Annotated in this window: 19 protein-coding genes; 12 read left to right on the forward strand and 7 right to left on the reverse strand. The window is 73.5% G+C overall.

The window, feature by feature from the left end:
• Positions 1-225: 225 nt before the first annotated feature.
• Positions 226-3,537 carry a DEAD/DEAH box helicase gene (locus Y09_RS11930; RefSeq protein ID WP_053917921.1) on the reverse strand — a complete coding sequence of 1,104 codons (3,312 nt, stop codon included), beginning with the start codon at positions 3,535-3,537 and terminating at the stop codon, positions 226-228.
• Between the two features lie 165 nt (positions 3,538-3,702).
• Between Y09_RS11930 and glmM the strand changes: the two genes are divergently transcribed.
• Complete coding sequence (glmM, locus tag Y09_RS11935) at positions 3,703-5,049, forward strand: phosphoglucosamine mutase (protein WP_053917922.1); 1,347 nt, start codon at positions 3,703-3,705, stop codon at positions 5,047-5,049.
• Positions 5,050-5,182: 133 nt separating this feature from the next.
• On the opposite strand, the gene coaA is transcribed toward glmM, so the two are convergent.
• A complete protein-coding gene (gene coaA / locus Y09_RS11940; RefSeq protein ID WP_053917923.1) occupies positions 5,183-6,139 on the reverse strand; it encodes a type I pantothenate kinase in 957 nt (318 codons plus the stop codon).
• 305 nt (positions 6,140-6,444) lie between these two features.
• On the opposite strand from coaA, the gene glmS reads away from it, so the two are divergent.
• The 7 genes from glmS (at position 6,445) to Y09_RS11975 (ending at position 13,555) form a co-directional block, all read left to right on the forward strand.
• A complete protein-coding gene (gene glmS, locus Y09_RS11945) occupies positions 6,445-8,313 on the forward strand; it encodes a glutamine--fructose-6-phosphate transaminase (isomerizing) (protein WP_053917924.1) in 1,869 nt (622 codons plus the stop codon).
• A 166-nt stretch (positions 8,314-8,479) separates the two neighbouring features.
• A complete protein-coding gene (locus tag Y09_RS11950; protein ID WP_148639639.1) occupies positions 8,480-8,935 on the forward strand; it encodes a holo-ACP synthase in 456 nt (151 codons plus the stop codon).
• Entirely contained in the window at positions 8,935-10,482 is a 1,548-nt protein-coding gene (locus Y09_RS11955) for an NAD(P)H-hydrate dehydratase (protein ID WP_053917925.1), read from the forward strand. Before Y09_RS11950 ends, Y09_RS11955 begins: the two co-directional genes overlap by 1 nt.
• On the forward strand, positions 10,479-11,651 hold the full coding sequence (gene alr, locus Y09_RS11960; RefSeq protein WP_053917926.1) for an alanine racemase: 1,173 nt from the start codon (positions 10,479-10,481) through the stop codon (positions 11,649-11,651). The genes Y09_RS11955 and alr overlap by 4 nt, the downstream gene beginning before the upstream one ends.
• On the forward strand, positions 11,648-12,307 hold the full coding sequence (gene tsaE / locus Y09_RS11965; RefSeq protein WP_082358802.1) for a tRNA (adenosine(37)-N6)-threonylcarbamoyltransferase complex ATPase subunit type 1 TsaE: 660 nt from the start codon (positions 11,648-11,650) through the stop codon (positions 12,305-12,307). The genes alr and tsaE overlap by 4 nt, the downstream gene beginning before the upstream one ends.
• Complete coding sequence (gene tsaB / locus Y09_RS11970; protein WP_053917927.1) at positions 12,307-13,020, forward strand: tRNA (adenosine(37)-N6)-threonylcarbamoyltransferase complex dimerization subunit type 1 TsaB; 714 nt, start codon at positions 12,307-12,309, stop codon at positions 13,018-13,020. The genes tsaE and tsaB overlap by 1 nt, the downstream gene beginning before the upstream one ends.
• Before the next feature lies 1 nt (position 13,021).
• Positions 13,022-13,555 (forward strand): GNAT family N-acetyltransferase, encoded by a 534-nt coding sequence (locus tag Y09_RS11975; RefSeq protein ID WP_053917928.1) that lies wholly within the window; start codon positions 13,022-13,024, stop codon positions 13,553-13,555.
• A 74-nt stretch (positions 13,556-13,629) separates the two neighbouring features.
• Here the strand turns inward: Y09_RS11975 and Y09_RS11980 are convergent, their stop codons facing one another.
• Together Y09_RS11980 and Y09_RS11985 are read right to left on the reverse strand one after the other, a co-directional pair.
• On the reverse strand, positions 13,630-15,342 hold the full coding sequence (locus tag Y09_RS11980; protein ID WP_053917929.1) for a hypothetical protein: 1,713 nt from the start codon (positions 15,340-15,342) through the stop codon (positions 13,630-13,632).
• Complete coding sequence (locus Y09_RS11985) at positions 15,327-16,247, reverse strand: ABC transporter ATP-binding protein (protein WP_082358803.1); 921 nt, start codon at positions 16,245-16,247, stop codon at positions 15,327-15,329. Before Y09_RS11985 ends, Y09_RS11980 begins: the two co-directional genes overlap by 16 nt.
• 221 nt (positions 16,248-16,468) lie before the next feature.
• On the opposite strand from Y09_RS11985, the gene Y09_RS11990 reads away from it, so the two are divergent.
• Positions 16,469-17,944: an AI-2E family transporter gene (locus Y09_RS11990; protein WP_053917930.1), complete on the forward strand. Its 1,476-nt coding sequence runs from the start codon at positions 16,469-16,471 to the stop codon at positions 17,942-17,944.
• Positions 17,945-18,040: 96 nt separating this feature from the next.
• Here Y09_RS11990 and greA read toward each other — a convergent pair whose 3' ends face one another.
• Positions 18,041-18,532 (reverse strand): transcription elongation factor GreA, encoded by a 492-nt coding sequence (gene greA / locus Y09_RS11995; RefSeq protein WP_053917931.1) that lies wholly within the window; start codon positions 18,530-18,532, stop codon positions 18,041-18,043.
• Between the two features lie 223 nt (positions 18,533-18,755).
• On the reverse strand, positions 18,756-19,148 hold the full coding sequence (locus Y09_RS12000) for a DUF4307 domain-containing protein (protein WP_053917932.1): 393 nt from the start codon (positions 19,146-19,148) through the stop codon (positions 18,756-18,758).
• A gap of 218 nt (positions 19,149-19,366) precedes the next feature.
• Between Y09_RS12000 and mca the strand changes: the two genes are divergently transcribed.
• Both mca and Y09_RS17565 read left to right on the forward strand, forming a co-directional pair.
• Positions 19,367-20,278 (forward strand): mycothiol conjugate amidase Mca, encoded by a 912-nt coding sequence (mca, locus tag Y09_RS12005; RefSeq protein WP_053917933.1) that lies wholly within the window; start codon positions 19,367-19,369, stop codon positions 20,276-20,278.
• Positions 20,275-20,757, forward strand: coding sequence for a hypothetical protein (locus tag Y09_RS17565; protein WP_053917934.1), 483 nt, complete (start codon positions 20,275-20,277; stop codon positions 20,755-20,757). The genes mca and Y09_RS17565 overlap by 4 nt, the downstream gene beginning before the upstream one ends.
• A 28-nt stretch (positions 20,758-20,785) precedes the next feature.
• Here Y09_RS17565 and Y09_RS12015 read toward each other — a convergent pair whose 3' ends face one another.
• Complete coding sequence (locus Y09_RS12015; protein ID WP_082358805.1) at positions 20,786-21,673, reverse strand: hemolysin III family protein; 888 nt, start codon at positions 21,671-21,673, stop codon at positions 20,786-20,788.
• A gap of 183 nt (positions 21,674-21,856) precedes the next feature.
• On the opposite strand from Y09_RS12015, the gene Y09_RS12020 reads away from it, so the two are divergent.
• On the forward strand, positions 21,857-22,615 hold the full coding sequence (locus tag Y09_RS12020) for an isoprenyl transferase (RefSeq protein WP_053917935.1): 759 nt from the start codon (positions 21,857-21,859) through the stop codon (positions 22,613-22,615).
• Positions 22,616-22,780 lie beyond the last annotated feature (165 nt).

Raw genomic sequence — 22,780 nt, forward strand, 5'->3', positions numbered from 1 at the left:
TCACCACCGATGCAGTGATCATCTGAAACCGCCATATCGCCGTACCGGTACGCCATACGCCAGGAGTCGACCACGGCTGGCCGGGCGCGGCAGGGGCCGGGGTCCTAATCGGGCCAGGGCCAGGGCCAGGGCCAGGGCCAGGGCCGGGGCCAGGGCCGGGGCTGGGGCCGGTGCCGTCGGGACCCGGAGCCGCAAGGGCCGGGGCCGACGCGCTCCGCCCGGTGCTCAGCTCAGCAGCTCGCGCAGGTCCTCGGCGGTGACGGCGGAGCGGAAGGCCTCCCCGCCGTCGGTGAGGGAGTCGAACAGCTCGGCCTTGCGGCGCTGCAGGGCGAGGACCTTCTCCTCGATCGTGTCCTCCGCGATCATGCGGTACACCATCACCTGCCGGTCTTGCCCGATCCGGTGAGCGCGGTCCACGGCCTGGTTCTCCGCCGCCGGGTTCCACCACGGGTCCAGCAGGAAGACGTAGTCCGCCTCGGTGAGGGTCAGGCCGAAGCCCCCCGCCTTCAACGAGATCAGGAACACCGGCGCGTCCCCGTCGCGGAAGCCGCTGACGGCCGCATCTCGGTCCCGGGTCGAGCCGTCCAGGTGCGCGAAGTCGATCCCGCGCGCCGAGAGCTCCCCGGCGACCCGGTCCAGGTAGGTCGTGAACTGGCTGAACAGCAGCACCCGGTGCCCGTCGCCGATGACCTCCTCGAGCCGGTCGAAGAGCGCCTCGAGCTTGGAGCTGGGCACGTCCGCGTACTCCTCCGCGTCCACCAGTGAGGGGTCCAGCGCCAGCATCCGCAGCAGGGTCAGGGAGCGGAAGACGATGAAGCGGGAGCGGTCCAGGTCCGTGTCGATCAGGCCCAGCACCTTCTTCCGCTCTCGCTGCAGCACCGAGTCGTAGACGGCGCGGTGCTCCGGCGACAGCGTCACCGTGAGCACCTCCTCGTGCTTCTCCGGCAGCTCCTTCGCGACGAGCTCCTTGGTGCGGCGCAGCAGGAAGGGGCGGATCCGACGGCGCAGCTGCTCCATCCGCTGCGGCGCCTCGCCGGTCGCGATCGGGAGCGTGAAGCGCTTGCGGAACCCGATCGCGGTGCCGAGCAGGCCCGGCGCGACCAGGTCGAGGATCGCCCACAGGTCGTCCAGGGAGTTCTCCATCGGGGTGCCCGTGATCGCGAGGCGCATGCCGGCGCGCACCCGCTTCGCGGCCTGATGCGTGCGGGAGCGGCGGTTCTTCACGAACTGCGCCTCGTCCAGCACGAAGCCCTGGAAGCGGCGCGAGGCGAACAGCTCCTCGTCCAGTCGCAGCACCGCATAGCTGGTCACCACCAGGTCCACGCCCTCGAGGTCCTCTTCGGCGGCGCCGCCGCGGGATGCGGAGGTGCCCTCGAGCACCCGCACGCGCAGCCCCGGCGCGAAGCGCTCGGCCTCGCGGCGCCACACCGGCAGCACCGAGGCGGGGGCGGCGACGAGGAAGGGCGGGGCCGACGGGGACTGCTCGCGGGCATGGGCGATCAGGGCGAGGGTCTGCACCGTCTTGCCCAGGCCCATGTCGTCGGCGAGCACCCCGCCGAGCCCCTGGTCGAACAGCATGGCCAGCCACGCGAAGCCCTCACGCTGGTAGGGCCGCAGCTCCGCCTGCAGGCCGCGGGGCAGCGGCGGCGCGGGGCGGTGCTCGAGGGTGCGCAGCGGGTCGACGACCGCGGTCCACTCCGCGCTCGCCTCGGTCTGGTCGGCGATCTCGGCGAGCTCGTCCCACATGTCGACCTGGTACTTCGAGATCCGCTGGACCTCGGGCTCCCATTCCGCGAGCGCCTCGCCCTCGCGGATCAGCTCGCGCAGCGCGTCGAAGGCGGGGTGGTCCAGGGAGAAGTAGGTCCTGTCCGGCATCAGCAGCTTGTCCCGGCCGCGGGCGAGCGCCACGAACAGGCTCGGGAAGGGGATCTGCCGGCCCTCGACGGTGATGTCGAAGCCGAGGTCGAACCAGTCGTTCTTGCCGGGGGAGGCGTGCTGGGTGATCCGCACCTGCGGGGCGCCGTCGAGCTCGCGGTAAGCGTGGCGGGTGCCGGTGACCTCGACCTCCACATGGTCCAGGGCGTCCAGCGCATCGAGCACGTGGGCGGTGAACTCGGCGGTGTCCACGCCGGAGAGGAGCTGGGCGGCGTCGCTGGGCTGATGGGGCCACAGGGTCATGGCCTCGGCGATCACCGCGTCCTCGTGGGCGGTGTCACGGTGCGCGCCCTGGCGCTGGTCGATCGGCAGGCGCCGGTCCGGGTCGTGGTAGCGCCAGGACCAGCGCAGGGCGAGCCGGTCCCCGTCGGCGTAGGCGGCCTCGAGGTGGAGGGCGGGCCGACGGGCCGCCGGCAGCGCGACGCTGCCGTCGAGGCTGGTCATGGGGCTCAGCGCGCGCAGCTTCGGGTAGGCGACCTCGAGGAACGCCTCCCGGTCCGCGGCGGGGACGCGCAGCGGCTCCCGACGGTGCAGGAGGGTGCGCAGGTCGCGCGGCACCGCGGCGGGCAGCGGGGCGATGCGGGCGGTGAGCAGCTGCTCGTCCGCGGGGAGCGCCTCGAGCACCCCGGCGCCGCCGAGCAGCCGGACGTGCTCCGTCTCGAGGCCGTCGATCGCGAAGCGCGGGGCGACCTCGAGGGCGCCGGAGTCCTGCTCGGAGCGCAGGTCCAGGCCCGCCTCCCCGTCGCGCGCGAGGGAGATCGCGGCCAGGCCGCTGCCGGGCAGCAGCTCGACCCCCGCGTCCAGCGCATGGGCGAGAGCCTGCCACAGCAGGGGCGAGGTGATGGTGTTCAGCCACAGGTGGTCGACCGCGCCGGAGGTGTAGGAGCGCTCCACCGAGGCGGCCGCGAAGATCCTAGTCAGCGCCTCGCCCTGGGCGGGGTCGTACTCGCGGCCCGCGAGGCGGAACTCGAAGCTGCGCCAGGAGAGGTCGCCCTTGATCCACAGGCCCTTGCGCCCGCGGGTCACGGGTCGCAGGCCCAGCCACAGCTCGGCGCCGGCGGCGAGATGCGCGGGCGTGGCGACCTCGCGGTGGTGGCGGGAGGTGCCGGTGCCCGAGGTGGCCGCCTCGAGATCCACCCGCAGCGCGAGCGGCTTCGCGACGGTCCCGGACCGCGCGGAGGAGGCGCGGGAGCTCAGCAGGGGACGCAGCACGGTGCGCCACTCCGCGGGAGGCTCCTCCCGCGCGGCGCGGACCGCGAGGTCGTTGGTCCGGTACAGCAGTGCGCCGACGTGCAGGCACGCCTCGCCCACCGGGCAGTCGCAGCGCGAGGAGAGAGGTCGCCACAGCCCGCCCGGCCCCGGGGTCTGGAAGCGGCGGGAGACGGCGTCCTGCTCGTACTCGGTCAGGACCGCCTCGGCGTGGTGCCGGGCGCCGTCGGCGTCCACGACCGGGGCGGACAGGGTCGAGCTCGCCTCGTCCCAGTCCACCGAGCCCACGCTCCCGCCGCGCGCGGCGGCGAGGCTCCTGCCCGCCGTGCGATCGCCCACGTGGTGGCTGATCGCGGAGGGCAGCAGTCGAGGGAGCAGGACCGTTGGGGACATCCCGCCAACGTAACCCGCGCCGCACCCCGCGCACGAGGGATCTCACCGGAATCACGACCCTCAGCGGGTAGTCTCACAGCGTCCTCCCGGCCCGTGCGGGCCCGTCGGCTCCGTCGACCCCGCGCCGGGAGCAGCACCACCCCCGATACTTCCTAGGAGAACCCCGTGGCACGACTCTTCGGCACCGACGGAGTGCGCGGACGCGCCAACGACGACATCACCGCGGAGCTCGCGGTGGAGCTGTCCGTGGGCGCGGCGCACGTGCTCGGTACGCTCGGCGCCTTCGGCGGCACCCGTCCCCGCGCGATCGTCGCCCGCGACACGCGTCCCTCGGGGCACTTCCTCGCCGCCGCGGTCAGCGCCGGCCTCGCCTCCGCGGGCGTGGACGTGCTCGACGCCGAGGTGCTGCCCACGCCTGGCCTCGCCTATCTCGTGCAGTCCACGGGCGCGGACCTCGGCGTGATGATCTCCGCCTCCCACAACCCCGCCCCCGACAACGGCATCAAGTTCTTCGCCCGTGGCGGCACGAAGCTGCCCGACGAGGTCGAGGACGCGATCGAGGCCCGCCTCGGGGAGCAGTGGGAGCGCCCGCAGGGCACCGACGTCGGCACCATCACCCGCTACGAGGGCGCGATCGAGGAGTACGTGACCCACCTCGCCTCGACCCTGGACCGCTCCCTCGAGGGCCTCACCGTCGTCGCCGACTGCGCCAACGGCGCCGCCGCGATCACCGGCCCGGAGGCGCTGCGCCGCGCCGGCGCGACCGTGCACGTGATCGGAGACGGCTCCGACGGCGGGCTGATCAACGACGGCGTCGGCTCCACCCACCTCGAGCCGCTGCAGGCCGCGGTGCGCGGCCACGGCGCCGACATCGGCGTGGCCTTCGACGGCGACGCCGACCGCTGCCTCGCCGTCGACGCGGCGGGCGAGATCATCGACGGCGACCAGATCATGGCGATCCTGGCCCTGGACCTCAAGGAGCGCGGCAAGCTCCACGAGGACACCCTGGTCGTCACCGTCATGAGCAACCTCGGCCTCAAGCTCGCCATGAAGGAGCACGGGGTCGTGCTGGGGCAGACCGCCGTCGGCGACCGCTACGTGCTCGAGGAGATGAACCTCGGCGGCTTCTCCATCGGCGGCGAGCAGTCCGGCCACGTGATCATCGCCGAGCACGCCACCACCGGTGACGGAGAGCTCACCGCCCTCCACCTGCTGCAGCGCATCGCCGAGACCGGTCGCACCGCCGCCGAGCTCAAGTCCGTGATGACCCGCATGCCGCAGGCGCTGATCAATGTCGAGGACGTCGACAAGGCCAAGGCCACCATCGACCGCGGCGTCGGCGACGCGATCGCGGCGGCGGAGGAGGAGCTCGGGGAGACCGGCCGGGTGCTGCTGCGCCCCTCCGGCACCGAGCCCGTCGTGCGCGTGATGGTCGAGGCCCCCACCGACGAGCAGGCCACCGCCGTGGCCGAGCGCCTCGCCGTCGTCGTCCGCGAGCGCGTCGGGCTCTGAGCCGGGCCCGGTCTCCCGCGGCACGCCCATCGAGATCACCGTTCTCCGGCCCCGGTGCCGGGTTTCGGTGTTCCCGGTGGGCGTGTCCGTGCTCGAGAGCCGGGCGCGCGCATGGGGAGGGGGAGCCCGGGGCTCAGACCTTCCGCAGGAGCACCGAGTGGACCCGGTGCCGGCCGTCCTTGCGCAGCACGAGGTCGGCGCGGCCGCGGGTGGGGATCACGTTCTCGGCGAGGTTCGGGCCGTTGATCGAGCTCCAGATCCGCTGCGCGGTCGCCGCGGCCTCCTCGTCGGTGAGGTCGGCGTAGCGGCGGAAGTAGGAGCGCGGGTCGGAGAACGCGGTGCGGCGTAGCGCGAGGAATCGATCCACGTACCAGCGCTGGACGTCCTCGGCCCGCGCGTCGACGTAGACGGAGAAGTCGAAGAAGTCCGAGACGGCCATGCCGAGCCGTCCGTCGCGGCGGGGCCGGGCCGGCTGCAGCACGTTCAGGCCCTCGACGATGAGCACGTCCGGCTGCTCCACCACGACCTTCTCGTCCTCGAGGATGTCGTAGGTCAGGTGGGAGTACACCGGCGCCTCGACCCGCTCCTGCCCGGCCTTCACGTCCGCCACGAAGCGCAGCAGACGGCGCCGGTCGTAGCTCTCCGGGAAGCCCTTGCGCTGCATGATCCCGCGCGACTCGAGCACGCGGTTGGGGTGCAGGAAGCCGTCGGTGGTCACGAGCTGCACGCGCGGGGTCTCGGGCCAGCGGGCCATGAGCTCGCGCAGCAGTCGCGCGGTGGTCGACTTGCCGACGGCCACCGAGCCGGCCACGCCGATGATGTACGGGGTGCGCTGCTGGCGCTGGTCCAGGAACTCCTCGCGCGCCCGCCGCAGTGACTGCGCGGCCGCGACCTGGATGTTCAGCAGGCGCGAGATGGGGCGGTAGACGGCGTCGACCTCGGAGAGGTCCACCCGGTCGCCGAGGCCCCGCAGGCGGTCCACGTCCTCCTCGCTCAGCGGCAGCGGGGTCTGCTGGGAGAGCCGGGCCCAGTCCTCTCGGAGGATCTCCTCGAACGGGGTGACCGTGGCGTGCGCCGATGCTGCCTTCATGCGGGAGATTCTTCCAGCATTCCGGCGCCGCGCCGTGCAGCGGTGCGTCGACCCACCGGGCACAGCCGCTACGGGATCCCGTCCCGGCACGGCCCGGCGCCCTGCCCGGCCGCGTCCGACGGCTCGACCTGAGGCAGGGGACGCGGCGGGGCGACCAGCGCGCCCGTGCCCGTCTGCGCATTTCTGATCGGTCCCGTGCACGCTCGGCCACGCCTGCGCGGCGAGGGGCCGCGAGGTGAGGAACGACTCGCTCGGATCCTGCGTGCACGGCGTCGTGCGGGACGCGGAAAGCTACGGTGAGCGGCATGTGTGGAATCGTCGGATACGCAGGCCCCCGCGCCGCAGCACCCTCCTCCCGTCCCGTGGACGTGGCCCTCCAGGGCCTCGCCCGCCTCGAGTACCGCGGCTACGACTCCGCGGGTGTCGCCGTCCTGGACGACGGCGCCGTGCGCGTGACCAAGCGCGCCGGCAAGCTCGCGAACCTCCGCGAGGCGCTCGAGGGCTCCTCGGAGTCCACCGGGCACGTCGCCATCGCGCACACTCGCTGGGCCACCCACGGCGGCCCCACGGACGGCAACGCCCACCCCCACCTCGGCGGCCGCGAGGGCGAGCTCGCCCTGGTCCACAACGGCATCATCGAGAACTTCGCCGCGCTGCGCGCCGAGCTCGAGGCCGACGGCTTCACCTTCTCCTCCGAGACCGACTCCGAGGCCGCCGCGCACCTGGTCGCCCGCGAGATGGAGGCCGCCGGAGACCTCACCGAGGCGATGCGCCGCACCGCCGCGAACCTCGAGGGCGCCTTCACGCTCCTGGCCGTCCACCGCGACGCGCCGGACGTCGTCGTCGCCGCCCGCCGCAACTCCCCGCTGGTCGTCGGCCTCGGTGAGGGCGAGAACTTCCTCGGCTCCGACGTCGCCGCCTTCGTCGACTCCACCAAGGAGGCGCTCGAGATCGGCCAGGACCAGGTCGTCACCGTCTCCGCCGACTCGGTCGCGATCGTCGACTTCGACGGCAACGAGGTCACCGATGCCAAGCGCTACACCATCGAGTGGGACGCCGCGGCCGCGCAGAAGGGCGGCTACGACTCCTTCATGGCCAAGGAGATCCACGAGCAGGCCGATGCCGTCGCCGACACCCTCCGCGGCCGCCTCGAGAACGGCACCCTCCAGCTCGACGACATGGAGATCGACCCCTCGGTGCTGCGCAGCATCGACAAGATCGTCGTGATCGCCTGCGGCACCGCCGCGAACGCCGGCGCCGTCGCGAAGTACGCGATCGAGCACTGGTGCCGCATCCCCACCGAGGTCGAGCTCGCCCACGAGTTCCGCTACCGCGACCCGGTCGTCACCGAGAAGACCCTGGTCGTCGCGATCTCCCAGTCCGGCGAGACGATGGACACCCTGATGGCGGTGCGCCACGCCCGCGAGCAGGGCGCGAAGGTGATCGCGCTGTGCAACACCCGCGGCTCCACCATCCCGCGCGAGTCCGACGCGGCGCTGTACCTGCACGTCGGCCCCGAGATCGCGGTCGCCTCCACCAAGGCGTACCTCGGCCAGATCGTCGCCAGCTACCTGCTGGGCCTGTTCCTCGCCCAGGTGCGCGGCAACCTCTTCCCCGACGAGATCGCGGCGCTGATGGAGGACCTCGAGCAGATCCCCGCCCAGATCCAGCAGGTCCTGGACAGCTCCGCGCAGGTCGAGCAGCTCGCGAAGGACATGAAGGACGTCACCAGCGTGCTGTTCCTGGGCCGTCACGTCGGCTACCCGACGGCGATGGAGGGCGCGCTCAAGCTCAAGGAGATCGCCTACATCCACGCCGAGGGCTTCGCCGCCGGCGAGCTCAAGCACGGCCCGATCGCCCTGGTCGAGGAGGGGCAGCCGGTGTTCGTCATCGTGCCCTCCCCGCGCGGCCGCCACTCCCTGCACTCCAAGGTGGTCTCGAACATCCAGGAGGTGCGCGCCCGCGGCGCCCGCACCCTGGTGATCGCCGAGGAGGGCGACGACGCGGTGCTGCCCTACGCCGACGAGGTGATCCGCGTGCCCGCCACGCGCACCCTCTTCGCGGCGCTGCTGACCGTGATCCCGCTGCAGATCTTCTCCTGCGAGCTCGCGACCGCGAAGGGCCTGGACGTGGACCAGCCCCGCAACCTCGCGAAGTCCGTCACCGTCGAGTGACCCGCCGCCTCGGATGAGCTGTCCCGTCGGGTGAGCGCGCCCGTCGGGATCGCTCGTCCGACGGGCCTCTCCGCGTTCGCAGGAGCAGCTCTCCGGGCGGCGCCTCGCGCCGTCGACCACCGGCCGCCTCGCCCCGCGAGGCGGCCGGTGGTGTGATACTGCCCCTGTGAGCACCTTTCCCACCGCGACCCCGACGCCCGGCCCCGACGAGACCTTCGGTGGCCGGGCGTTCGCGCCGCGGGAGGACGGGACGATCGTCGGCGTCGGCGTGGACGTCGTGGACATCCCGCGCCTGGACGCGATGATCTCCCGCACCCCCGCCCTGCTGGACCGCCTCCTGACCCCGGGGGAGCGGGAGCTCTCGCCGGCCTCGCGCGCGGCCCGGGTCGCCGCGAAGGAGGCGGTGGGCAAGGCCCTCGGCGCGCCCGGCGACTTCTCCTGGCAGGACGTGACCGTCGAGCGCGCCGCCGGCCGGCGCCCGCACCTGCGTCTGCGGGGCGCGACCCTCGCCGCCGCCGAGCGACAGGACGTCGAGCACCTGCATCTCTCCCTCTCGCACGACGGCGCGATCGCGACCGCGATCGTCGTCGCCGAGCGCGCCTCCGTCCCGAGGAGCCTGTGATGCTGCGGGCCCACGGCGCCGAGGCGGTCCGCGAGGCCGAGCGGCCCCTGGTCGAGGCGGGAGAGCCGCTCATGCTCCGCGCCGCCGCGGCGCTGGCCGAGCGCGCCGTCCACCACCTGCGCTCGGCGCCCTTCGCCCCGCAGGTGCTGGTCCTGGCCGGGGCGGGCTCCAACGGCGGCGACGGCCTGCACGCCGCCGCGATCCTGCGTCGCGAGCACTCCCTGGACGCCGATGCGATCACCACCGCCCCGCGCCGCCACGAGGAGGGGGCCGCCGCGCTGGAGGCGGCGGGCGGGGTCCTCCACCCCCTCGCGAGCCTCGACGAGGAGCGCCTCGCCCACCTCCTCAGCGGCGCCGACCTGGTGATCGACGCGATCCTCGGCATCGGCGGCCGGCCCGAGGTCCCCGCCGCGCTCGTGCCCCTGCTCACGGCGGTGCGGGACAGCGGCGTGCCGGTCCTCGCCGCCGACCTTCCCAGCTTCGTCGACGCCACCACCGGCCAGGCGGCGCCCGAGGCGCTCCCGGCGCGGGCGACCGTCACCTTCGGCGCGGTGAAGGCGGGGCTGCTGCTGCCGGGCGGGGCCGAGCTCGCCGGGACCGTGCACCTGGTGGACCTCGGCCTCGAGGAGCACCTCCCGGCCCGGGCGGCCGTCGAACGGCTCGAGGACGCCGACGTGCGCGCCCTGCTCCCGCGCCCGGGCCGCGACTCCACCAAGTACAGCCGTGGCGTGGTCGCGCTCGCCGTCGGCAGCGAGCAGTACCCGGGCGCGGCCGTCCTCGCCGTCTCCGGCGCCGCCCGGACCGGCGCGGGGATGGTCCGCTGCCTCGCCCCGCAGGCCGTGCTCGACCTGGTGCTGCGGGCCCGGCCCGAGACCGTCGGCCATCCCGTCGGCCCCGGTCGCGCCGGCGGCCGGGTGCTGGACGACGAGACCCTCGCCCGCACCCATGCCGTCGTGATCGGCCCCGGTCTGCCGGGCGACGACCCCCGCGTGCGCAGGGGCGTCGCGCTGCTGGCCGGGCAGATGGACGTCCCGGCGGAGGCGCCGCGCCGCGGCGTCCTCGACGCGGGCGCGCTCGGAGCGATCGACCCCGGCACCCGTCTCTGCCCCGACGTGGTGCTCACCCCGCACCGCGGCGAGGCCGAGCGCCTCGCCCGCCGCCTCGACCTCGACCCGGACCTGCCCGCTCCCGAGCTCGCCCGGGCGCTCGCCGCGGCGACCGGCGCGACCGTGCTGCTCAAAGGCGCGATCACGCTTGTCGCCCCCGGCGACGGCGGGCCGCTGCGCTCCCAGGACGACGCCACGCCCCAGCTCGCGACCGCCGGCACCGGGGACGTCCTCGCCGGGGTGCTCGGGGCCCTCCTCGCCGCGGGCCTGCCCGGCCCCGACGCCGCCGCGCTCGCGGCGCTGCTCCACGGCCGCGCCGGGCGCCTCACCTCGCGTGACGGACTGCACCCCCTGGTCGCCCTCGACGTCGCGGACTCTCTGCCGGAGGCCATCGGGACTATCCTGGCGGACGCCCAGGACCTGAACCGAGGAGCCAGATGACCATCCCGATCCCTGCCGAGGACCCCCGGCACGTGCCCAACCGGGCGGTGATCGACCCCTCCGCGATCACGCAGAACACGCGGGCGCTGGGGACCCTCCTCGAGGAGCAGACGGCGCTGATGGCGGTCGTGAAGGCCGACGGCTACGGGCACGGGATGCTCACCGCCGCCCGTGCCGCGATCGAGGGTGGCGCGACCTGGCTCGGCGTCGCCCACCCCGCGAGCGCCCTGGCGCTGGCCCGCGCGGACCTCGACGCCCAGATCCTCACCTGGCTGTACGAGCCGCACACCGCGCGGATCGTGCTGCCCGAGGTGCTCCGCTCCGGCGTCGACGTGGCCGTCGGCTCCCCGGAGATGCTGCAGTTGGTCGCCGCGGCGGCGCGCGAGGCGGACCGTCGCGCCCGCGTCCACCTCAAGATCGACACCGGCATGGGCCGGAACGGCGTCCTGCCCTGGCAGGTCCGGGAGATGGGCGCCGCGATCCGCGACGACGACTTCCTCCAGCTCACAGCCGCCTGGACCCACCTGACCAGCGCGGAGGATCCCGAGGGCCCCGCCACCGACCAGCAGGCGGAGCTGTTCGACTCGGCCTGCGAGGCGCTCGAGGACGAGGTCGGACCGATCCCGCTGCAGCACATCGCGAACTCCGCCGCGACCCTCACCCGCCCCGACCTGCACCGCGACATCGTGCGTCCCGGCATCGCGCTGTACGGCTATCCGCCGGTCCCGGCCGACGTCCCGCTGCGCCCCGCGATGACCCTCTCCAGCCGGCTCGCGCTGGTCAAGGAGGTGCCCGAGGGGCACAGCGTCGGCTACGGCCGGATCCACCGCACCAGCCGCGCCACGACCCTGGGCCTGGTGCCGATCGGCTACGCAGATGGCCTCCACCGCACCGCCTCGGACAGCATCGACGTGCTCGTGCGCACCCGGAGCGGGGACCGCCGCGTCCCCCAGGTGGGCCGGATCAGCATGGACCAGATCGTCGTGGACCTCGGCCCCGAGACCGCCGCTCGCGCCGGCGACGAGGTGGTCCTGTTCGGCGACGCGGGCGGAGAGCCCGACGCCCCCTCCGCTCCGACCGCGGACCACTGGGCCCGCGCCGCGGAGACCATCCCCTACGAGGTGCTGACCTCCGTCTCCGGACGCGTCACCCGGGAGGTGCGCGCATGAGCGAGGCCCAGGGGAGCGGCGCGGCCGGGAGCGCGGACGGTGCGGCGGGGGAGTCCGACGGCGCCGTCGTGCTGCGCACCCGCGACGCGGACGGCACCCGCGCCCTCGCCCAGGCGCTCTCCGGGGCGCTGCGTCCCGGCGACCTGCTGGTCCTGGACGGACCGCTCGGCGCCGGCAAGACCACCTTCACCCAGGGACTCGGCGCCGGCCTCGGCGTGCGCGGCCCCGTCGCCTCGCCCACCTTCGTGATCGAGCGGGTCCACCCGAGCCTCACGGGCGGCCCCGACCTCGTGCACGTGGACGCCTACCGCCTCGGCGGCGAGGGCGAGATCGACGACCTCGACCTCGAGGCCGACCTCGACCGCGCCGTGACCGTCGTGGAATGGGGCAGGGACCGGGTGGAGCATCTCGCGGACTCGGTGCTGCTGGTCGAGCTCGAGCGGCCCGACCGGGTCGACGACCCGCTGGACCCGGACGAGCCCCGCACGCTGCGGCTCACCCCGCGCGGGCCCCGCTGGGACGGCGCCGCGATCGCCGCGCTCGAGGCGGCGCTCGCCGCGGTGGCGGGGCTCGACGGCACGGCGGAGCCCGCCGATGCCGAACCGACCGCGGCGGATGCCGATCCGACCACCGACACCGCCGAGGGAGAGCGCTGATGCTGTTGGGAATCGACACCTCGGGCGCGGTGAGCGTCGCCGTCGCCCGTGGAGAGCTCGCCGGCGACAGCACGGATCCCTCGCCGGACATCCTCGCCGTCCGCTCCGACACGCGCTCTCGTCACCACGACGAGGTGCTGCTCGCCCTGGTGGAGGAGACCCTGCAGGCCGCAGGCGTCACCCGCGGCGAGCTGACCTGCGTGGTCGTCGGCCGCGGCCCGGGCCCCTTCACCGGCCTGCGCGTGGGGCTCGTCTCCGCCCGCTCGATCGCCTCCGTGCTCGGCGTGCCGCTGCACGGGCTGAGCTCCCTCGACGCCCTCGCCCACGAGGCCCTCGCCGCCGTGCCCGCCGAGCGCGGCCCCGTCACCGTCGGCGTGGCGCTCGATGCGCGCCGCCGCGAGGTCTACCACGCCCGCTACCGCCGCGAGGCGGACGGCGAGATCCTCCGCATCGCGGAGCCGGCTGTGGACGCGCCCGCCGAGGTCGCCTCCGAGCTGACCGCCTGCGACCTGCTCGTCGGCTCCGGCACAGCGCTCTACCCCGAGCTGCTGCCCGCGACCGTCGGGCTCGAGCACGTCGACGCCGGGCACCTGCTGCTGGCCGCCTCCGCCCTCGCCGTCCGCGGCGAGGACCTCACGAGCACCGAGCCGATGTACCTGCGCGAGCCCGACGCCGCGAAGCCCACCGCGCGCAAGAGCGCGCTCGGCCGCTGAGGTGACGGCCGCCGACGGGGTCTGGACCCTGCGCCCGGCGACCCTCGAGGACGTCCAGGAGATCGCCTTCGCCGAGCTCGAGCTGTTCCCCGACGAGGCCTGGACCGTCTTCCAGCTCGCCGAGGAGGTCGAGCACCCCGACCGCCGTTATGTCGTCGCGGTCGAGGGCGACGCCGAACCGGTCTGCAGCCCCGACGGCCGGACGCTCCCCTCGCGCGGCGGCGCGCTGCTCGGCTATGCCGGGATCATGCTCGCCGGAGACCTCGCCGACCTCCACACCATCGGTACCCGTCGCGAGGGGGAGGGCATCGGCCGCGCCCTGCTCGCCTGGTGCGAGGAGCAGGCCCGGCGCGGCGGCGCCGAGCGGATGCTGCTCGAGGTGCGCGAGGACAACGACCGCGCCCGCGCCGTCTACGCCGCCGCCGGCTATCGGGAGATCGGCCGACGACGCGGCTACTACCGGATCCGCGGCCGGCGCATCGATGCCCTCGTCATGGAGCGCACGCTCGGCGCGCCCGGCGGCCCGTCGGCCTGACCCTCCCCGGTCGCCTGGCGCTGCCGGGCGCAGGGCCGGAGGCGTCAGGTCAGCAGCCCCGGCCCGGCACCGGCTCACACGTGGTCGCGGACCTTCTGGAAGATGTCCGGGTAGCGGGCGTCCAGGCGGACCGTCGCGATGCGCAGACCGATCAGCAGCACGGCCACGCCGATCACGATCGCCAGCACGCCGGCCCCGGTGATCAGCGCCAGGTTCCCCGCGATCGCGCCCCAGATGCCGAGACCCAGCGGCGGCAGCATCGGCACGAACACCGTCACCATCGAGATCGCCATCGAGAGCATGGCGTTGGAGCTCGAGGCGGACTTGTCCTTCATCGGGTTGGTGCCCGGGGGAGAGCTCGGGTAGGGCAGCAGCACGCCCACGACCATCGAGGTGCCCCAGCCGGAGATCATCGCGCCGAGCGAGCCGAGGACGGTCATGGGGATCAGCTCCGGCAGTCCGTACAGCAGCGGCAGCGTGACGGTGACCACCACGACCGCGGGGATCATCAGCACCGCCATCGCCGCGATGCGGCCCAGCAGGTTGGCGCGGGCAGGGGCGCCGGCGACGATGTTGACCCAGCCGGACGGTCCGTCGAAGCCGATCTCGTTGGAGATGCTCAGCCCTGTCATCGCGCACATGAACACGGCCATGCCCAGCATCATCGGTCGGGCCTCGGGGACTATGAACCCCATCGCCACGAAGAACACGATCACCACGGGGTAGATGCCGAGGGCGGCGAGATAGCGGGTGTCCCGTCGCCAGTAGCGAAGGGACTTGCCCAGCACGGCGCCGAAGGGGCCGGCGGGCACGAAGCGCGGCACGAGCGGGGAGACCTTCGTCTGGCCCGAGGAGGCGTCCCCGGTCAGCGCCGAGGTCATCGACAGATCGATCGAGCGCCGCCACCACAGCCAGACCAGCACGATCGTCGCCGCGCCGATCAGGGCGCGCAGCAGCGCCGTGAGCACCCGTCCCTCGACGAGATCCATCGGCACGGAGAACAGCGCACCGAGCGGCGTCCAGGCCAGCACCTCCACCACGCCGGGCAGCTGCTCGCGCACCCAGGTGACGTCGAGGTCCTCGATGCGCTGCATCGACAGCGAGAAGGCGTAGATCGCCACGAACATCGCCAGGAAGCCGAAGATCCCGCCGAGCTCGCGGCCCTTGCGGCTCGAGGCCCGCGCGGCGGAGTGCGCGAACCAGGCACGTGGCAGCAGCAGGCACAGCGCGAGGCCGGCGAGGTTCGCGGGGATCAGCGCGAGGGCGCCGAGCACGACCCACCCGGCGCCCTGTCCGAACAGGACGAGCCACAGCAGCTCGAAGGCGGTGGCGATCGCGAGCGCGAGCAGGGTGAAGAGACTCGGCAGGCTCAGCGCGGCCGCCGCGAACATCCCCGGCTGCAGCTCCCTCGCGCTGCGGGGGAAGAGGGCGAACGAACGCGGATCCAGGGTGTCGTCGATCCCGAAGGCGAGGACGGGGATCAGGAACCACAGCAGCACGGTGACGGCGCCGAGGCCGCGCACGATCTGCGGGAACAGCTCTCCCTCCCCGGCCCACAGCGTCGTGCCCAGGAACAGGAAGACCAGCATGGCCAGGCCGCCCAGGCCGTAGAGCGCCCCGATCGAGGTGCCGATGATCTTGCCGACGTTCTTGCGGTAGGACCGCTTCCACAGCGTCCACTTGAGCTTCAGCTGCAGGCGCACCAGGTCGCGTCCGCGGATCTCGCCGTGGCGCACGTCCTGCGCGGCCGCGGTCCGTGCGTGCTCGGTGCTCAGGACTCCAGCCACGACAGGCTCCCCTCCGCGACGTCCCCGCCGCCGACGAGGTCGATGAAGGTCTGCACGAGGCTGCCGCCCTGGCGCACCTGGTCGAGGGTGCCATCGGCCATCAGCCGCCCGTCGGCGATGATCGCGACGTGGCTGCACAGCCCCTCGACCAGCTCCATGACGTGGCTGGAGAGCACGACCGTGCCGCCGCCCTCGACGTACGCGGTGAGGATCGTGCGGATCACCTGCGCGGAGACCGGGTCGACGGCCTCGAGCGGCTCGTCGAGCACCAGCAGGCGCGGGGCGTGCAGCAGGGCGCTCGCCAGCAGGATCTTCTTGGTCATGCCGGCGGAGTAGTCCACGACCAGCTTCCCGTCCTCGCCCGCGAGGTCGAGCGCGGTCAGCAGCGACTCCATCCGCTCCTCGACCACGGCCGGCTCCATCCCGCGGAGCAGGCCGACGTAGGTCAGCAGCTCCCGTCCGGTGAGCCGGTCGAAGGTGCGCAGCCCGTCGGCGAGGACGCCGAGGCGCGCCTTGGCCGCCTGCGGCTCGACCCACATGTCATGGCCGAGCACGTGCGCGGTGCCGCCGTCGGGCCGCAGCAGGCCCGTCGCCATCGACAGGGTGGTGGTCTTGCCGGCGCCGTTGGGACCGACGATCCCGTAGAACGAGCCTTGCGGCACGTCCAGGGACAGGCCGTGGACCACTTCGGTGCCGGAGAAGGACTTGCGCAGCCCGCGGATCGACAGTGCGGTCGAGCTCGGGACCGACGCCTCGGCGGAGACCGGGGCGGCGGCACCGGCGAGGGGGCCGGGCGCCTCGACGGTCCCGGAGGGGTGGGCCGGGGGCGGCGCCGAGGTCCCTCCCGCCTCCGGGGCGGTCCCCGGGACAGGAGGAGAGGAGGGGAGGGAGGGGTTGCTGTGCATGGGGTCACGCTATCGGCCGGTCCGTCCGCGACGATCCCTTCCCACGGCGGGCGGGACCACGACCTTCGTCGGTGCTCGACCGCGGCAGAGCATCGGTCGAACCGGGATCGAGCCGCCGTCGAAGGCGCAGGCAGTCGTGGAGGAGAGTGGCAGTCGCGGAGCAGAGCGAGGCGGTGACTAGGATGCCGGTGAGTCACCGTGGCTCGAACGGAAGGAGCCCCATGTCGAATCCGCGCCCCGCCCCCGGGGACTCGGGTCTCGCCCCCGAGGTCCAGGAGATCCCGATCGGAGTGCGCCGGGCCGCGTCATGGTCGTGGCGACTGCTCGTGATCGTCGCCGCCGGCGCACTGCTGCTGTGGGGGCTCACCCGGGTCACGACCATCGTGATCCCCGTGCTCATCGCGATCCTGCTCGCCGCGTTGCTCCAGCCCGTGGTCAAGATCCTCACCCGCTACACCTTCCTGGGCCGCGCCGCGGCCAGCGGCATCGCGCTGCTGGGCCTGCTGCTCGTCATCGCGGGGATGTTCACCCTCGCCGGTCGGCAGTTGATCGCTCAGTGGGACGACATCCAGACCCGCGCGGTGCAGGGCTTCCAGGCGCTGCTGGAGTGGGTGCAGAGCACCTTCCAGATCGACACCCCGATGATCGACTCCGCCCTCCAGGAAGGGCTCGAGCAGCTGCAGCAGTACTCTGGCCAGCTGGTCAGCGGCGCGGTCACCACCGCCACGGCGCTCGGCAACATCGGCACCGGGATCGTCGTCGCCCTGTTCACGCTGTTCTTCGTGCTCCACGGCGGGGGCGGGATCTGGCGCTGGTCCGTCGGCCTGCTGCCGCCCGCCGCCCGCGTGCCCACCCACGAGGCGTTCCGCCGCGGCTGGAAGGCGCTGTCGGCCTACGTGCGCACGCAGGTGCTGGTGGCCGCGGTCGACGCGACCGGCATCGCGATCGGCATGGTCGCGCTGAGCCTGGGCTCCTACGCGGTGCCGATCTGGCTGCTGGTGTTCCTGTTCAGCTTCATCCCGCTGGTCGGCGCGATCGCCTCCGGCGCGATCGCCGTGCTGCTGGTGCTGGTGCTGAACGGCTGGGTCGGCGCGCTGATCATGCTCGCGGTCGTGCTCGCCGTGCAGCAGCTCGAGGGCAACGTGCTCCAGCCCTTCCTGATGGGCAAGGCCGTGGAGATCCACCCGCTCGGCGTGTTCCTCGGCGTGGCCCTCGGCGCGATGATCGCCGGGATCCCGGGCGCGCTGTTCGCGATCCCGCTGATCGCCTTCGTCAACGCGACGCTGCTGTACGTGGTGGGCCGCGACCCGAGCCCCGAGCTCGGCCACGACAGGGCCAGCGCCGAGCACTTCGCCGCGCTCGGCGCCGGCGTGCCCGCGCACCAGCTTGCCGAGGCCTCCTCGGATTCCGAGGCGCAGCGGGCGTCGGCCGACGAGGACTCCTCGGCGGATCTGGCGATGCTCGGCACCGTTCCCGCCGTCGAGCGCCGGAGCGCGACGGATGGCGGCGCGTCGCCGACGGGGACCGGCGCGCACGCCGCCGACGGGACGGACGCGCAGGACGCCGGTGCGGCCGGCGCTCACCCCGCTGACGCGCCCGGGGGGACCGCGCCCCGGGCCCCGTCGACCGACCAGGTGGACGGTGCGTCGGCCGAACAGCCCGCTCCGCGTCACCGCGCGGAGGACGAGCGGGACTGACCCCGCTCGCGGCGCGAGAGAGCCCCTTCCGGCAGCTGCCGGAGGGGCTCTCTCGTCGGTCCGAGCAGTGCCCGGTCGCCCCGTGGGGCGCGCGGCTCAGGCCGAGTACGGCTTGGCGCGGAGGATCTCGATCGGGAAGGACTTCCCGGTCGGCGCGGTGTAGTCGACGGTGTCGCCGACCTTCGAGCCGTGGATCGCGCTGCCCAGCGGCGACTCGATGGAGTAGACCTCCAGGTCGTCGTCGCCGTCGGCGATCTCGCGGTTGCCGAGCAGGAAGGTGCGCTCCTTGCCGGCCATCGAGATGGCCACGACCATTCCGGGCTCGACGACGCCGTCGTCCTCCGGGGACTCCCCGACCACGGCGTTCTTCAGCAGGCGCTGGAGGTCCGCGATGCGCGCCTCCATCTTGCCCTGCTCCTCGCGGGCGGCGTGATAGCCGCCGTTCTCCTTAAGGTCGCCCTCGTCGCGAGCCGCGGCGATGCGCTCGGCGATCTCGGTGCGGCCCGGGCCCTCGAGCTCGGCGAGCTCCTTGGCCAGGCGGTCGTACGCGTCCTGGGTGAGCCAGGCGCCATTCGGCTGGCTGCTCATGGGTTCACTCCTGTCGTCCTCGGTGAAGCGCACGGGGACGAAGACCCCCAATACGCGAATCACGGGGCACATGTCCTCATGCGCCCCGTGTGCGGGTGATGATGACCGGTCGTTCGCCGGTTCCGTGCAACATTACACGGCGCGCTGAGCATTTCCCGGGACCGATGGACGTTTTACGCGCATCGTGAAATCCGCGGGAATGGTCCTCCGGTCGGCAACGGGGTCAGCCGACGGTGCAGCCGACGACCTCGGCGGAGACCGCCTCGCCCTGGGTGGAGATCTCGACGCGGTGCGCGGTGCGGCGCTCGGCCTGGGCCGGGATCGTGGTCTCGACGAAGCCGACCTGCGCGCGCCCCTCGTTCATCGCCTGGATCCGGCAGGTCGCCTCGGTGCCGGGCGCCATCGTCACCACGAAGTCCACGCCGATGCGGTCGGAGGCGAGGTGGTCGTAGGCCAGGACGTCGTAGCGGACCTCCTCGCGCGCGACGAAGAGCCCCACCACGATCACGATCGCGACGAACACCGCGCCGGCGACGGCGACCAGGATCTTCGCGGTGCGGGGGGAGACGAGCGGTCCGCCGTAGCGCTGGCGGTGGAGGTCCTCGACATCGTCCATGCGCCCAGTCTCCCAGACCCTCCCCGGGAGCGGCCCGGAAGGCCGGGCGGAGGGAGCGAGGGACCGGTCACGTCCGAGGCGAGGAGGCGGCCCGCGCCCTGCTCGCTCGCGGAGGGGTGGCGTACGATCGGGCGCTGGTGCAGGTGTCGCGGACCGAGTCGGTCGCGCGCGTGAACCGCACCGGGGCAGTGCCCCGCCCGTCGTCTCCGAGGAGTCCCGTGACCGTCCAGCTGCCCGCCCCCGATGAGCCCCTGCGGATGGTGGCCGTCCATGCGCACCCCGACGACGAGTCGTCCAAGGGTGCCGGGTCGACCGCACGCTACGCACGCGAGGGAGTGCAGGTCACGGTGCTCACCGCGACCGGCGGAGAGCGCGGCGACGTGCTGAACCCCCGCCTCCGCGACGATCCGGGGATCACCCCCGAGAGCCTGCCCGGGATCCGCCGCCGTGAGATGGAGCGGGCGAAGGAGATCCTGGGCGTGGACCACGAGTGGCTCGGCTTCGTCGACTCGGGACTGCCTGAGGGGGACCCGCTGCCGCCGCTGCCGGCCGGGAGCTTCGCGACCCTCCCCGTCGAGGAGGCGGTCCGTCCGCTGGTCGAGGCGGTGCGCCGACTGCGCCCGCACGTGATGACCACCTATGACGAGAACGGCGGCTACCCGCACCCCGACCACATCCAGGTCAACCGCATCTCCGTGGCGGCCTTCGACCTCGCCGCGGACCCGGACTTCGCGCCCGAGCTCGGCGAGCCCTGGGAGATCGCGAAGCTGTACTACATCAACGGCTTCCACCGTCAGCGCTTCGCCGCCGTGAGCCGTCACCTGCGCGCGGAGGGCACCCCCAACGAGGAGCTCGACCAGATGCTCCAGCACTACGACGAGAGCCACGACCGGCTGCTCACCACGCGCATCGACGTGCGCGACTATCTCGGGATCCGCGATGACGCGCTGCGCGCCCACGCCACCCAGGTCGACCCCGAGGGGCCCTTCTTCCGCATCGCGCACGACGCGGAGATCGCGGCCTGGGGCACCGAGGACTACGAGCTGCACATCTCCCGGATCGGCGTGAAGCTGCCCGAGCGGGACCTGTTCGCCGGGCTCCGCCACGAGACCGTGGAGGCCCGCCCGTGATCGGGGCAGGTCTCGGTGGGGCGGGCGTGCTCCCGGCCCTCGGCACCGTGCTCCAGGCCGCGCCGAGCCCGTCGGACGGCGAGGAGTTCAACTCCGTCACCGTCTCCCCGGGTCTGCCCGGCTTCTTCGCGACCTTCGTGCTCGCGGTGGTCGTCGTGCTGCTCCTGATCGACATGACGCGGCGCGTCCGACGGGTGCAGGCGAGGGCCCGGGTCGAGGAGCGCCAGGCGCAGCTCGAGCGCGAGGAGGCCGAGGCCGAGAAGGTCGATGCCGAGGCGGCCGGGCGCGAGAAGGCCGCGGGTGACGCCGCCTACCGAGGGACCGCCGACGGCGAGGGTGGCGAGGAGGCGCAGGCCGACGGCGCGGACGCCGCGCCGGACGGGGAGCCCGCGGGCTCCGCGGAGCCGACGGATCCTGCGGGACCGACGGAAGTCTCGGACCCCTCGGAGGATGCGCAGGAGGGCGACTCGCGCCGCTGAGCGCACGCCGCCCGGGAAGCGGCTCTGCTCAGAGCACCGCCGCGGCGACGGCGGCGAAGTGGCAGCCGAAGCCGATCAGCGTGCCCGCGTGGAAGATCTCGTGGAAGCCGAACCAGGCGGGGGAGGGGTTCGGCCGCTTCAGCGCGTACATCACCGCGCCCGCCGTGTAGGCGAGTCCGCCCGCGAGCAGCAGGATCACCACCGGCCAGCCGCCGCCCGCGTGCAGCTGCGGCATGTAGAACACGGCCACCCAGCCGAGGGCGACATAGGCGGGGACGTACAGCCAGCGCGGCGCACCGGTCCAGAAGATCCGGAAGCACACCCCGACCAGCGCGCCGCCCCAGGCGATCGCGAGCAGCGTGAGCGCCTGGCGCGGGGCCAGCAGCGCCGCGGCGATCGGGGTGTAGGTGCCTGCGATGATCAGGAAGATGTTCGCGTGGTCGAAGCGGCGCAGGATGATCGCGCGCTGCGGGGACCAGGTGCCGCGGTGGTAGACCGCGCTGATCCCGAACAGCATCCCGGCCGTCAGCACGAAGACCGCGCAGGCCAGGCGGATCGTGAAGGTCTGGCCGACGGCGACCAGCAGCAGCCCGAGCACGAGCGTGGTCGGGAAGGCGATCAGGTGCAGCATCCCGCGCAGTCGCGGCTTGGGCAGCTGGAGGCCGAGCTGGGTGGCGCGGCGTGCCATCGCCCGGGTCAGGGTGCGGGGCGCGAAGGGGAAGTTCTCCGCCGTGGGCAGGTCCTCGTCGCGCAGCTCGGTGGTGCCGCCGCTGCCGGCGACGGCCTCGGCGATCTCGCGCGGCGCGGGGTCCTGGAGCGTCGGGGCGCCGCCGGGGGAGGCGGGGGACTCGTCGGCGGCGCGCGGGGTGCGGCCGGAGGCGCTCGCGGCGGCCTCGTCATGGGGTCCGGGGGTCATGGGCACACCGTAACCTACGCAACCGTAGGTTCGATATGGGGGTGCTGTGACCGTCTCGTGCGGATTCCCACCGATCGTCGGGCGGCGCTCCCGCGGTCGTCGATAATGGACGGAGCGCGCCGCACCCGGCGCGCACCCGGGGCGGTGGTGCCGGGCGGGCACGACGAGGGGACGGAGGCGCGCATGGCCGGCGACGGGCTGCTGTACCGCGTGTACGAGCGCAGGCTGTCCAAGGAGCTCGAGTCCTTCGACCTCCCGCAGCACCTCGGCGTGATCGTCGACGGGAACCGCCGCTGGGCGAAGGCCGCGGGGGAGTCCACCGCCCAGGGTCATCGCGCCGGCGCCGCGAAGATCGTCGAGTTCCTCTCCTGGTGCGAGGACCTCGGCATCCCGCTGGTCACCGTGTGGATGCTCTCCACCGACAACCTCCGGCGCCCGCCGGAGGAGCTCGTCGCCCTGTACGAGATCATCACCTCCACCATCGAGCAGATCACCGATGCCGGCTACTGCGTGCGCCTGACCGGCAGCGCCGACTCTCTCCCCGAGGAGATGCGGGAGGGGATCGACCGCCTGCAGCAGGAGACCTCGCCCGAGGCCCGCCTGACCGTCAACGTCGCGATCGGCTACGGCGGCCGCGAGGAGATCGTCTACGCGGTGCGCGAGCTGGTGCGGGACCTCGGCGCGCAGGGGAAGTGCATCGAGGAGATCGCCGAGGGGATCAGCGTCGGCGCGATCGCCGAGCACCTCTACACGCGCGGTCAGCCCGACCCCGACCTCATCATCCGCACCTCCGGCGAGCAGCGCCTCTCCGGCTTCCTGCTCTGGCAGTCGGTGCATTCCGAGTACTGGTTCTGCGAGACCTACTGGCCCGGGTTCCGCCGCATCGACCTGCTGCGCGCCCTGCGCGACTTCTGCCGACGCGAGCGCCGGTACGGAGCCTGAGACCGTCGGCCCCGTGCCTCGTCGGCCGCCGTGAGCGCGACGCACCGCCCGCGCCCTCCCCGCATCGCGCTGTGAGCGGTGGCACACTGGCCCTCATCGGGAGCCCGCAGAACTCCCGATGACGATCGGGTGAACGTCGTGTCCGCCGCCCGCGGGACTCGCCCG

The sequence above is a fragment of the Brachybacterium sp. SW0106-09 genome, assembly GCF_001293905.1.
GTDB lineage: Bacteria > Actinomycetota > Actinomycetes > Actinomycetales > Dermabacteraceae > Brachybacterium > Brachybacterium conglomeratum.

Excerpts from the sequence above, each read along its gene's own strand:
- Y09_RS11930 (WP_053917921.1), bottom strand. The coding sequence starts at position 3,537 with ATGTCCCCAACGGTCCTGCTCCCTCGACTGCTGCCCTCCGCGATCAGC.
- coaA (WP_053917923.1), bottom strand. The coding sequence starts at position 6,139 with ATGAAGGCAGCATCGGCGCACGCCACGGTCACCCCGTTCGAGGAGATC.
- glmS (WP_053917924.1), top strand. The coding sequence starts at position 6,445 with ATGTGTGGAATCGTCGGATACGCAGGCCCCCGCGCCGCAGCACCCTCC.
- Y09_RS11955 (WP_053917925.1), top strand. The coding sequence starts at position 8,935 with ATGCTGCGGGCCCACGGCGCCGAGGCGGTCCGCGAGGCCGAGCGGCCC.
- alr (WP_053917926.1), top strand. The coding sequence starts at position 10,479 with ATGACCATCCCGATCCCTGCCGAGGACCCCCGGCACGTGCCCAACCGG.
- tsaE (WP_082358802.1), top strand. The coding sequence starts at position 11,648 with ATGAGCGAGGCCCAGGGGAGCGGCGCGGCCGGGAGCGCGGACGGTGCG.
- tsaB (WP_053917927.1), top strand. The coding sequence starts at position 12,307 with ATGCTGTTGGGAATCGACACCTCGGGCGCGGTGAGCGTCGCCGTCGCC.
- Y09_RS11985 (WP_082358803.1), bottom strand. The coding sequence starts at position 16,247 with ATGCACAGCAACCCCTCCCTCCCCTCCTCTCCTCCTGTCCCGGGGACC.
- Y09_RS11990 (WP_053917930.1), top strand. The coding sequence starts at position 16,469 with ATGTCGAATCCGCGCCCCGCCCCCGGGGACTCGGGTCTCGCCCCCGAG.
- greA (WP_053917931.1), bottom strand. The coding sequence starts at position 18,532 with ATGAGCAGCCAGCCGAATGGCGCCTGGCTCACCCAGGACGCGTACGAC.
- Y09_RS12000 (WP_053917932.1), bottom strand. The coding sequence starts at position 19,148 with ATGGACGATGTCGAGGACCTCCACCGCCAGCGCTACGGCGGACCGCTC.
- Y09_RS12015 (WP_082358805.1), bottom strand. The coding sequence starts at position 21,673 with ATGACCCCCGGACCCCATGACGAGGCCGCCGCGAGCGCCTCCGGCCGC.
- Y09_RS12020 (WP_053917935.1), top strand. The coding sequence starts at position 21,857 with ATGGCCGGCGACGGGCTGCTGTACCGCGTGTACGAGCGCAGGCTGTCC.